Raw genomic sequence first — 12,504 nt, 5'->3', positions numbered from 1 at the left:
AATGGACACCACCAGCAAGTTGTTTTTACTTTTTTAAGCTTACGGATTTTCATAATTCCACCTCCTTAGGTAATTCCCATTGTTTAGTCCACGGATATTTTTTATGAAATTCAACCCAGGCAGGGAATACTTTTTTGAATTCTTCCAATAACGTTGGATCAAACTGGGAACCCTCTCCATCAATAATGCGTTGATATGCTTCTTCAACAGGCATTGCTGCCCGATAAGAACGGGAGGATGTCATTGCATCAAAAGCATCTGCAATAGTTGTAACCCTAGCAAGCAAAGGAATTTCTTCCCCCTTTAATTGATCTGGATAACCTTTCCCATCCCATCGTTCATGATGTGAACGAATCACGCAAATGCTATCCTGTATTCCCTCAACATCCTTAACTGCTTCTGCACCTACACTTGGATGTGATTTAATAATTTCAAATTCTTCTTTTGTCAACCTCTCAGGTTTCATTAATATATGATCAGGTATATGCACCTTCCCAATATCATGTAATAAGCATGCATAATAAAAAGACTTTTGTTCCTCTTTGGATAACTTATCAATTTCTCGAGCTAGTAACAGTGCATAGCTTGCAACCCGTTCACTATGCCCTCTGGTATATGGATCCTTTAACTCAAGAGTTGCAATTACTCCCTTTACCATACCCTCTAACTGTTTATCATAAGAAATTTTAATAGCACGGACATAGCCTTGAAAGCGAACCAATAAAAATAAGGAAAGAACTGATATAACAGCAAATAATATAATTGGAAGAATTAGATAAGTATTATTTAAGATAATAGCTGTTAAAACATACTTTACAAGAACACCTAAACTTACTATCCAAAAATATTTTTTATTTAGGAAGATTGGTAATGTGAAAATTAAAAACACTTCTACTACATTACCACTAGAATAAGTTCTATCACTGTGATAAAAGGAAACTATATCAACAGTAAAAGCTGTTAATAGATAGCTAATAAAAAACACATATTTTACCCAAAATTGCTTGTTTGTTTTTATTAAATAAAATATAACTGGAATCAATAAGAATAAAACAATATAGTTTAAATACCAAAAGTTACTAGGTAATCCGCCTTCCACATGTTTTACATGCACCGGCAAAAAATAATAGTAGAAAAAGTCATAGCCCAACATAATTATATAAAAAAATATTAGAAACCATTTAACGGTACGTTGTTCTTCATGTGGTAACATATAATCCTCCAAGTGCGCATGACACACTACTAAAAAATTTGTAGAGATACTTTTAATCGATAATGTCATAATTCCCTAAAATAAATTAGCATACCCTATTACTCTACATTATATAACATAGAAAAAACGCATAGCATACTTTATTGTGCAATTTTTTGTAGAATTATAGAACTATTTCTTGATTTGATTTTTCTGCATTATCGGTAGAGAAACTTTTACTTCTGTACCTTCTCCAATTACACTCTCAATTTTCAACTTTCCATTATGATCCTTAATGATTTGATTTGTAACCATTAACCCAAGTCCTGTTCCATCCTTTTTTGTGGTAAAGAAAGGTTCTCCTAAATTTAAGATGTTACTATCCTCTATTCCACACCCCTCATCCTGGATGGAGATATACATTTTTTTAGAGGAGACAGTTTTAACATTTATCTTAATCCTACCACCATCAACCATGGATTCAATTGCATTCTTTATTAAATTAAGAAACACTTGCTTCAATTGTTTTCCATCACATTCAATCGGTGGTAAAGGACCTTCCATAAACGTCTCAATCTTAACTCCCTGCATCTCGGCCTGTTGTTGAGTAATTGAAAGAGTATAAGCAATAATTTCTTCAATCCGCGCTTTTTCAAAATTTATTTCTTTTGGTTTACCTAGATACATTAAATCATTAACAATTGAATTAATCCTATCAATTTCTTGAATCATGATAGGATAGAACTCATTTGAATTCGGACTGCGCTCATGCTGTAATTGAGCAAAGCCTTTTAAGGATGATAAAGGATTACGAATTTCGTGACCTATCCCTGCAGCCATTTGACCAATAACGGCTAACTTCTCTTTATGACGTAATTCTTCATAAACAGCAGTTATAGATTTGATATAAGAATTAAACCGAATTAGTACAGTATAAGCAATTAAGGAAAGGATAATATAAATAACTATTGGCATTAATACATTCATACTTTGTAAAATTAAGCCTAAAATTACTTCTTTACCGATAAGCCCCAATGACACTAACCAAAAGAACCGCTTATTTACAAAAATCGGGCTATATAAGAAAAATAATACCTCTACAATATTCCCAGATGTATATGGAATATCTTTACCCCAATACGTCAGTAATGTATCAACTAAATCAATTCCTAAGTAACTGTAAATGTATATATACTTAACAATAAAAGGATTACCCTTTTTAATAAAATAGACTCCAAAGATTAAAACAACTAAAAATAAACCTAGGCTTACCATACTAGTGGATATTAAATCTTTTTCTTTATATATTGTCGATTTACTTAAGTAATAAAAAATCTCAAATGAATAATATACGATATAAAACAACCATAAAAATAAAATAATAGCCTTTCTCTCTTCAATAAATAACTTGGGATTTCTGTTTCCCTCTTTCATATTCGTTTCTCCCTAATTCACTTGTATTAAAAAAGTAGTTATTCAAGCCCATTCCTATTCTACCATTTTTTTAAGAATTAAAATGACATTTTTTTTATCAAATCGTGTATTTTCGACATTTTTCGAGTTAATTCAATCAAAAAAAAGAACTTGCCAAAAGCAAGTTCTTTTTCCGAGTTGATTAGCTGACGTTCTTGATTCGGTCAGCTTTATAATTTAGCGTTGAATGCCTGCGTCCATAACCAAAATAAACAAACAATCCGAGCACTAGCCAAATAGCGAAACTAATCCATGATATGGCTGGAAGCTGAAGAGCTAAATAGCCACAGAATAAGAAAGCAAGAATCGGAATATAGGGTACAAACGGTACACGGAAACCTGTTTTTGGTGCCTGCTTGTTTTTACGTAGATATAAGATTCCAACAGATACAGTCATAAAGGCAAATAGTGTTCCGATATTTACCAATTCTGCAAGCTTTCCTAATGGAACTAACCCTGCAAAGATTGATACCAATAAACAAGTGATCCAAGAGTTCACCATTGGTGTTTGCTTCTTTTTATCTACTTTAGAAAATACCTTAGGCAGTAAGCCATCACGGCTGATTGCATAGAATAAACGTGTTTGTCCATAAATCATAACTAATAATACTGTCGTGATACCGGCAATAGCTCCTACCGAAATGAATCCTGCTACCCAATCCTGGTGAATGTAGTTAAGAGCAAACGCTACTGGGTTTTTAACATCTAGCTGTTGATAAGGAACAATCCCTGTTAAGATACCAGATACAAGAATATATAAAACCGTACAAACTAATAGTGATGCAATAATGCCAATCGGCATATTTTTTTGCGGATTTTTCACTTCTTCGGCGGCTGTAGCAACAGCGTCAAAACCAATATAAGCAAAAAAGACTGTAGCTGCACCCGTCGTCACACCAGAGAATCCAAACGGCATAAACGGAGTCCAATTACCTGGTTTAACATACCATACTCCAACCACAATAAATAATACGACAACTGCCAGTTTGATAAGAACCATAATCGTATTTAATCGGGTAGATTTTTTTACACCTTGTGTTAGTAACATTGTGATAATGAATACAATTAAGATAGCTGGAACATCAATAAACGTTCCATTTGCAGGATTATAAGCACTAGTGATTGCTTTAGGAAAATGAATTCCAAACCCTGCTAATAAGCCTTGGAAATAGCCTGACCAACCACTGGCTACTGCTGATGATGCAAGCCCATATTCGAGAATTAAATCCCAGCCTAAAATCCATGCGATGATCTCACCAAAGGTAGCGTAGCTGTAAGTATAAGCACTTCCAGAAACCGGGACTGTTGAAGCGAACTCAGCATAACATAAAGCTGCAAATACACAGGCTAACCCAGATATGATAAAGGAAAGGATTAAGGCAGGACCTGCATGTTCGGCAGCAGCTACTCCTGTTAGCACAAATATACCCGTTCCAATAATGGCACCAATTCCAAGCATTGATAAATCAAATGCTCCTAACTCTTTCTTTAAGGTTACATCCCTTTGACCAACTTCTTTAATAAGCTCTTGTATTGATTTCTTTCTAAATAAATTCATTATATAACCCCCCTTGGGTCGATTTCGGAAATTTCTGAAAAAATATTTAAAACTTATATTGGCTATAATAATATCATTTTTCAGAAAAAGCAATAAATTTTTAAAAAATAAATTATTTCAAAATAGTTCCAAGGCATTAATTCCCAAAAGAACACACTATTTTCACTTGTTTTTTACTATCTTCAACTGTTTTACACACTTAATACGTTATTTCAGAAAATCATTATATATATATCAAAAAATAAAAAGAACTAACTTTTTATTTTTTCGCCGTGCTTTTCCGAACGAACAAATTTCTGACCTATGTATGATATATACGATATTCTTAATTGAAGCTTGAAAAATATTGACATAGGAGAAAATATAGTGTAATATTAGTTTTTGTGCCTCACAAATAAACAGTAACTTGTAATAGAGAAGATAATGCAATGTAAGAATTTTTTTCTGGCATTCTGCTTATGTTTTAAGATAAAAACTTATTCACACTGGATCGGCTTCGGAGCCGTTAGGATGTAAGAGAGGTAGGGCTTACATCGTTTAGGTATAAAACCATCAGGTGGAAGAATAACCGCGGCAAACTTGTTTTTATTAACAATTACAATAAATTGAATTTTTACCTTGCAATGGCTGATATTAATTACCACACCCATTCACAAGTTACAATAGGTTCTAACTAAATGAATCTTTTTTAAAAAAGAAGGCAGAGGGATATTCCCTCTGCCTTCGTCCAATTTCATCGATAATAAAGAGCCCTGTACACAAAAATACAGGACTCTTTATTAATTTTTTATAACGATCGCTTGCTTCCCCATTTGTTCCCAAGCTTTTATGAAGTTCTCACGATTTAATTTCATATTCTTTCCACCGTATGGATTATTTATATAAATAAAATTTTCATCATATCCAGTTACAGCTACACTATGTTCGCTAAAAGTAATTTTAACTTTCCCCTGGGGTGTATCCCAAGTTTGAAAAACAGAGATTGGTGCAAAGCTTGACGTGGTAATAATCCAAACAGGATGCCCTTGTCCTACCTCTTTTAAAATCTCAGAAAATGGTTTACCTGTTAGATTTACAGCTCTGTCTCCTGCATATTTCTGCGTTAATTCGAATACAGGTCCATTGTAAACTCCGAGTCCAGGTCCATGAGCCATATCTCCGACAAATCCGATATTAGGATTTCCTTTTTTGCCATTACTATAGGTGAACGGGACTGTTTTAATGTCTTCAGCTAACTCATTCTTTGTTACCGTTATACCAGCATAATTTAGAATCATCGCAAGGCTGGTCACCTCACAGCCGTTATAAAGCAATGGTGCATCCATTTGCTCAATTAATGGCACATCCAATATGATACTATCTGGTAATTTGGGAGCTTCCTTCGCCTGAAGTTCCACTTCCCGTACATTTAGAGGAACCGCTTCCCAAACCTTTGCAGCTGCTTGCCTCTCAGATACGACCGCATATATCGTCCTTACACCAACAGCGGACAGTAAGAGAATCCCAATGATAATTAGAAATTTTTTCATATGCAGATAAACCATTCCTTGTTAAATTCTTTGCTGATCTTGATAAACTAGTAAGTTACTATTATATAACCATACCAAATTTTACTTTTTGGATAAAGGAAAATTATTACCAGCTATTATTATATTTGCCTTTTCTTAATTTAACCTTAAAAAAATCCCCTTTCTTAAAGGAGATTTTTTGATTTTATTCTAACTTGTTTCATTTTTTTTGCAATCTGATTAATGACTTCTGAAAAGACTAAACCAAAAGCAATTGAACCTGACAACATTAGGACTTTTGCAGCGAGTGCAATCGCATCATTATAATTATTTTCAACAATATTTCTCATCGCGTCATACGCTAGCCCGCCGGGAACTAATGGAATAATACCGGCAACACTAAAAATGATCACGGGCATCTTATAAATTTTCGCCATCTCTTGGCTGAGGAGCGCAATAAAAATCGTTGCAGCTAATGTTGCCACGATCGGATCCTGTGAATATTCCACAAGAAGAAAATAAATTAACCATCCACCCATTCCTATTAGACCGCATTTTAGTAAGGATTCCTTTGGTGCATTAAACAGGATCCCAAACGCTGCTGTCGCAAGAAAACTGGTTATAGCTTGTGAAAAGATGGTCATCCTCGTTTACCTCCAGGCTATAAAAATGATAATACAAACGCAATACCGGCCCCAATCGCAAACGCCGTCAAAAAAGCTTCAGCCCCTTTTGACAGACCTGATACCAAATGTCCAGCCATTAGATCCCGAATGGCATTGGTAACTAACAGCCCGGGCACCAGCGTCATGACTGAACCAATGATAATCGTGTCTAATTTATGCCCCACACCGGTTCTAACAAATAATAATGAAAGTAATCCGATTACGAATGAAGCTAAAAACTCTGAAAAGAACTTAATTGGCACAAAACGATGAAAGGCAATAAAACTTATATACCCTGCCCCGCCAGAAATCATTGCGGGGATAAAATCATTCCATCCTCCGTTAAACATTATCATAAAACAACCACTGGCAAGCGATGCAGCGGCTGCCTGGTAGGCAAAAGGAAAAGTGACATTTAGCTCTTCGATGTCCTTTAATTTGTGCAAGGCTGCCTCTAAATCCAATTCTCCGCTGCTAATACTACGCGAAATACTATTCACCATGGCAACCTTTTTTAAATCTGTTGACCGCTCTGATATTCGGATCAGTTTTGTTTTTGTGGGCTCTGACCCCTCCGCTGAGAAAATAATCCCCGTTGGAGTAACATAACTGTGAGACTTTTCAATACCAAAGGAAGCGGCTATCCGCATCATAGTGTCTTCAACCCTATAAGTTTCCCCACCGCTTTGAAGCATAATTTTCCCTGCAAGCAGGCATACTTCCATAATTTCATAAGTCTGTTCAACCACCATTTTCTCCATCTATTCATTCACCACATATTTCAACATTTAATATCTAGTTTAAAACAAAAGAAGGATTGGAAGCAATAACTCAAAAAAACAAGCAGCACTTAAAGGTATAAATTCCCCCGGTTATACTTGTTTTTCCATAATACTACATATAAAGTTCCTTTTTAACAAAAAATGAGATATGGTTGGTCTTTAAAGTATTTACCTATACTATTTCCATAGGTTTAAAACCATCTTAAATAAGAAAAAAGGTTTTAAATCAATAATTATTTCAGGTACAATTACGTTATAGGAAAAATTTTTTCATATTTTTATTATTTAGAGGCATTTTTTCAGTCAAAAGTTTCTATTTAATAATGAAGGAGATTGTCTAATGGATAACATATCTTACTATCTTGGCGTTGATATCGGAACAACTAGTACAAAGGCAGTTCTTTATAAAGATAAAGGGACTGTCATAAGTATGCACCATGTGGAATACCCACTCTATAGCCCAACCCCCTCGGTTGCTGAGCAAGACCCAGATGAAATTTTCCGAGCAGTAGTGGAAACAATCAAAGTCGCGATCAGCAAAGGGGAAATCGATTCAAAAAAAATTAAACTTGTCTCTTTTAGTTCTGCCATGCATAGTATCATTGCCATGAGTGGTGAAAATAAACCGCTTACCCGCTGTATAACATGGGCAGACAGCCGGGCAACTGCCTGGGCTGAAACGATTAAAAACGATCTTAATGGACTTGCAATCTATCGAAGGACTGGAACCCCAGTTCACCCAATGTCACCACTTTGTAAAATTACTTGGATGCGCCACGACAAGCCTGAACTCTTTAATCAGACCAGTAAATTTATCGGGATAAAGGAGTATGTATTCTACAAGCTATTTGGCAAATATGTCATCGACTATTCGATTGCATCAGCAACTGGAATGTTTAACCTTGAGCAGCTTGCTTGGGATGCGGAAGCCTTAGAGGTAGCAGGAATTAGCCGTGATAAACTAGCTGAGCCTGTCCCGACTACCTATTATTTAACAGGCTTAAAACAGCCATTTGCCACAGAGTTGGGCTTGCCTGCTGAAACTCCTTTTATAGTTGGCGCAAGCGATGGAGTTCTTTCCAATTTAGGTGTGAATGCGATCGACCCTGGCGTCGTTGCTGTTACGATTGGAACAAGCGGGGCCATCCGGACGGTAACGGATCGACCGGTTACAGATCCAAAAGGAAGAATTTTTTGCTATGCTCTGACAGAGAATCATTGGGTTGTTGGCGGTCCGGTTAACAACGGCGGCATGACCTTCAGGTGGGTGCGTGACCAGCTTGCTTCAAGCGAAGTAGAAACAGCGAAACGGTTGGGCATTGACCCCTATGAAGTATTAACCAAAATTGCCTCCCGGGTTGCTCCAGGTGCTGACGGTCTTATTTTTCACCCTTATTTGGCAGGGGAACGTGCACCACTTTGGAATGCCCATGCAAGAGGGTCCTTTTTCGGTCTTGGACTTCATCACAAAAAGGAACATATGATTCGCGCGGTACTAGAAGGTGTCATTTTAAATTTATATTCTGTCTTACTTGCACTTCAGGAGATTATTGGCGTTCCCACCAAAATTCAAGCAACTGGAGGTTTTGCCCGGTCTGAATTATGGCGGCAGATGATGGCTGATATTTTCAATCAAGAGGTTGTTGTCCCAGAAAGCTTTGAAAGTTCATGTCTTGGTGCTGTCGTTCTAGGTATGTATGCATTGGGGGAAATCGAGGACTTTTCCATTATGTCTGAATTAGTAGGCTCAACCCATACCCATCAGCCAATTGAAAGTAATGTAGAAATTTATAATGACCTAACCCCAATCTATATCCGTGTCTCTCGTGTTTTAGAAAATGAATATGGCCCAATTACAAGTTTTCAAGAGAAATGGATAAAGTAAATTAGAAAAGCGCAAGCGCCTTGGTCAGCGGCATAGCCAAGGAAACTAGCCGCTAGGGCGCTGGAGCTGGCCAATTTTCAAAGTTTATACTTCCTAAAAAAAAGAAAGCATCCGGCTTAATATCGGATGCTTCTTTATTACCCTTTTAGTTCTTTTCAACGGCATGGCCGCCAAATTCATTTCTTAATGCGGCGACAACTTTACCGGTAAACGTATCTTCCTCTAATGAGCGATATCGCATCATTAATGACAATGCAGTTACCGGCATTGCAGCTTGAAGTTCAAGCGCTGTCTCAATTGTCCATTTTCCTTCACCAGAAGAATGCATAACCCCTTTAATAGAATCGAGTTTCGGATCTTTTGAAAAGGCGTTTTCTGTTAGTTCCATCAGCCAAGAGCGGATGACGGAACCATTATTCCAAACGCGCGCAACCTTTTCATAATCAAAGTCAAAATCACTTTTTTCCAAAACTTCAAACCCTTCTGCTATTGCCTGCATCATTCCATACTCTATTCCATTATGAATCATTTTCAAGAAATGGCCACTGCCGCTCTTTCCTGCATACAAATAGCCATTTTCTACATTAATATCACGAATAACCGGCTCAATTGTGCTAAAGATCTCTTTATTCCCGCCTATCATCATACAGGCACCTTCCCTAGCGCCTGCCATACCGCCGCTCGTACCAGCGTCAAAGAAATGGATGCCCTTATCACCAAGTTCTGTTCCCCTTCGGATAGAGTCCTTATAGTGTGAATTTCCACCATCAATAACTATATCACCTTCTGCCAGCACGCCCTTAAGCTCCTCAACCACTTGTTCAGTGATGGGCCCAGAAGGAACCATTATCCATATGATTCTTGGAGAGGAAAGCTGATTAACAAGTGCAGAAATAGACTCCACACCAATCGCTCCATCTTCGCTTAGTTTTTTTACAGCTTCCTTATTTACGTCAAACGCGACTACTCGATGATTATTTTCCATTATATTAAGTGCAAGATTATAACCCATTTTTCCTAATCCTATTAATCCAATTTCCATGAGTAAAACCTCCGAAATAAATTTTTCTTGATAATTACATTATATGAAAATTTATTTCTTAAATCAAATATTACCTGAAAAAATATTTTTTCAGAAAATTTCATGCTATACTAAAGATACGATTTTTTTTATAGAGAGGAAAACAAGTTATGGTTCAAAACTGTCTGGGAAAGATACGATCTTATTATGCTCGGCTTAGTGAAAAAGAAAAAAAAGTTGCAGATTATATCTTGGAAAATCCTGATAAAATTATTCATAATACCATCAATGAAGTTGCCGAGGATTTGCAAGTGGCTGATGCTACTGTATTCCGCTTTTGCAAGCGAATTGGCTTTAAGGGTTATCAAGCCATGAAAATTGCTCTTGCATCTGAAATCATTGAACCCATTCAGCAGATTCATGAGGAAATAAATGAAAACGATAATGAAAAAACGGTGGCCGATAAGATTTTCCATTCAAATATCAGAACGTTAGAAAACACCTTACAAATCCTTGATGAAACTTCTATTCAAAAAGCAGTTGGTCTGCTAATGAAGGCCAAACGGGTTGAATTTTACGGTACCGGTGGATCTAATGTGGTAGCAATGGACGCTTTTCATAAATTTGTGCGCACCGGAATTAAAGCGTTTGCATTTATTGATACCCATTTCCAACTGATGTCTGCTTCACAATTAGGAGAAAATGACGTTGCTGTGGTGATCTCCCACTCTGGCACAAATAAAGACACTCTCAATGTATTAAAGACGGCTAAAAAAAATGGGGCAAAAACAATTGGCATCACAAGTTTTCCAAAATCGCCAATTTGCCAGTATTCGGATGTAGCACTTTTTACTAGTTCAGAAGAAACAGAATACCGTTCCGAAGCACTCTCATCCAGAATTGCCCAACTAAGCCTCATTGACGCGCTCTATGTAAATATAATGATCCTTAATAAAGAAAAGGCAAAACAATCACTAGGAAAAGTAAGAGAAGCGATATCCGATACAAGAATTTAGTTTTTTCATTCATATTGAAAGAGGATGACCTAAGGCCATCCTCTTTCTTCATTTTATACGAAAATATTAAGAATAAGTGCACCTGCGAATGCAATGAAGGATAATAACGTTTCCAGGACAGTCCATGTTTTAAATGTTTCTTGAATGGAAAGACCCAAATACTCTTTCACCATCCAGAAACCGGCATCGTTAACATGAGAGAACATTAACGAACCTGCTCCTGTAGCGATAACAAGTAATTCTAAGTTAACACCTGACATGTTAGCTACAATTGGGGCAACGATTCCCGCTGCCGTTGTTAAAGAAACGGTAGCTGAGCCAGTTGCAATTCGAATTAATCCAGCAATCAAAAATGCTAATACAAGAGGAGATAATGACATTCCTTCAGACATAGAGGCAATAACCTTTGCTACTCCACTTTCAATCAGAATCTGCTTAAATCCACCACCGGCACCGATAATTAACACAATCGATCCTACTGGGAGAATACATTCTTCTGTGAATTTCTGTATCTTATTTTTATCGATTCCCTGGCGAAAGCCTAGGAAATAAAAAGCAAGGAAACAAGAGATTAATAAAGCAATAATTGGACTTCCAATAAACACTAAAAACTTTTCAAATCCAGCTGATACTGGTAAGTAGGGTGCTGCTGTTCCTAAGACCATTAAAATAACAGGCATTAAGATCGTTAGAAAAGAAATTCCTACACTTGGCAATGACTTTTTATTCATTTGGTCATCAATCCGAACTAATTCAGGTTCTCCAACCGGAATTACACGTTTATTGATAAATTTCGCAAATAGTGGTCCGCCAATAATGCCGGCCGGAATTGCAATAATTAAAGAATAAAGTAATACTTTACCGAGATTAGCCCCATAAAGTCCAATCGCAGCAATTGCACCTGGATGTGGAGGAACGAGTCCGTGAACAATTGACAAGCCTGCAATCGCTGGTAAACCAATTAATAAGATATTTTGCTTTGATGCTTTTTGAATGGAGATTACAAGCGGTAATAAAATTAAAATTCCAACTTCAAAGAAAACAGGGATCCCAATGACAAACCCTGATAAAAACATGGCCCAAGGCAGTTTCTTCTCACCAAATACTTTGATAAAGAAATTTGCAATCTGCAAACCTGCGCCTGATTCAGACAACATCTTTCCTAAAATAGTCCCCAAAGCCAAGATACCGACTAAGTGCCCTAACGTACCGCCAACTCCTGTTTCGTAAGCGGCTACAATCTTATCTAAACCTAATCCCGACATAATTGCCAAGAATAATCCTGCAACTGTTAAACTAATAAACGCATGCCACTTAAACAATGAAACTCCTAAAATAACTATAACAATTGAGACCAGTGTAACTAGTAATAAATAGGCATTCATTAAACTGCCACCCCTCTAG

The 12,504-nt window shown here is 36.7% G+C and carries 10 protein-coding genes; 2 read left to right on the top strand and 8 right to left on the bottom strand.

The genetic code is table 11. The features are described from left to right. Positions 1–49: 49 nt before the first annotated feature. From L1999_RS04435 to L1999_RS04410, 6 genes are all read right to left on the bottom strand, one after another. Complete coding sequence (locus L1999_RS04435; protein WP_235742471.1) at positions 50–1,213, bottom strand: HD-GYP domain-containing protein; 1,164 nt, start codon at positions 1,211–1,213, stop codon at positions 50–52. Positions 1,214–1,384: 171 nt separating this feature from the next. Continuing rightward, positions 1,385–2,626 carry an ATP-binding protein gene (locus L1999_RS04430; RefSeq protein WP_235742470.1) on the bottom strand — a complete coding sequence of 414 codons (1,242 nt, stop codon included), beginning with the start codon at positions 2,624–2,626 and terminating at the stop codon, positions 1,385–1,387. 181 nt (positions 2,627–2,807) lie between these two features. Continuing rightward, a complete protein-coding gene (locus L1999_RS04425; protein ID WP_235742469.1) occupies positions 2,808–4,223 on the bottom strand; it encodes a branched-chain amino acid transporter BcaP in 1,416 nt (471 codons plus the stop codon). A 779-nt stretch (positions 4,224–5,002) separates the two neighbouring features. Beyond that, a complete protein-coding gene (locus L1999_RS04420) occupies positions 5,003–5,752 on the bottom strand; it encodes a C39 family peptidase (RefSeq protein WP_235742468.1) in 750 nt (249 codons plus the stop codon). 164 nt (positions 5,753–5,916) lie between these two features. Beyond that, positions 5,917–6,375, bottom strand: coding sequence for a threonine/serine exporter family protein (locus tag L1999_RS04415; RefSeq protein ID WP_235742467.1), 459 nt, complete (start codon positions 6,373–6,375; stop codon positions 5,917–5,919). Positions 6,376–6,392: 17 nt separating this feature from the next. Then, positions 6,393–7,157 carry a threonine/serine exporter family protein gene (locus L1999_RS04410; RefSeq protein ID WP_235742466.1) on the bottom strand — a complete coding sequence of 255 codons (765 nt, stop codon included), beginning with the start codon at positions 7,155–7,157 and terminating at the stop codon, positions 6,393–6,395. A 361-nt stretch (positions 7,158–7,518) separates the two neighbouring features. Here L1999_RS04410 and gntK point away from each other — a divergent pair, with 361 nt between their 5' ends. Next, positions 7,519–9,063, top strand: a complete 1,545-nt coding sequence (gene gntK / locus L1999_RS04405; protein WP_235742465.1) for a gluconokinase — start codon at positions 7,519–7,521, stop codon at positions 9,061–9,063. 145 nt (positions 9,064–9,208) lie between these two features. Here the strand turns inward: gntK and gnd are convergent, their stop codons facing one another. After that, positions 9,209–10,105, bottom strand: coding sequence for a phosphogluconate dehydrogenase (NAD(+)-dependent, decarboxylating) (gnd, locus tag L1999_RS04400; protein ID WP_235742464.1), 897 nt, complete (start codon positions 10,103–10,105; stop codon positions 9,209–9,211). Between the two features lie 149 nt (positions 10,106–10,254). Between gnd and L1999_RS04395 the strand changes: the two genes are divergently transcribed. Continuing rightward, positions 10,255–11,100 (top strand): MurR/RpiR family transcriptional regulator, encoded by an 846-nt coding sequence (locus L1999_RS04395; protein WP_235742463.1) that lies wholly within the window; start codon positions 10,255–10,257, stop codon positions 11,098–11,100. Between the two features lie 53 nt (positions 11,101–11,153). On the opposite strand, the gene L1999_RS04390 is transcribed toward L1999_RS04395, so the two are convergent. Further along, positions 11,154–12,485 (bottom strand): GntP family permease, encoded by a 1,332-nt coding sequence (locus L1999_RS04390; protein ID WP_235742462.1) that lies wholly within the window; start codon positions 12,483–12,485, stop codon positions 11,154–11,156. Between the last annotated feature and the right edge of the window lie 19 nt (positions 12,486–12,504).

It is taken from the genome of Neobacillus drentensis (assembly GCF_021560175.1).
Classification (GTDB): domain Bacteria; phylum Bacillota; class Bacilli; order Bacillales; family Cytobacillaceae; genus Neobacillus; species Neobacillus drentensis_A.
Note: the sequence above shows the minus strand (reverse complement) of the source record. Positions and strands in the feature narration are given on the sequence as shown.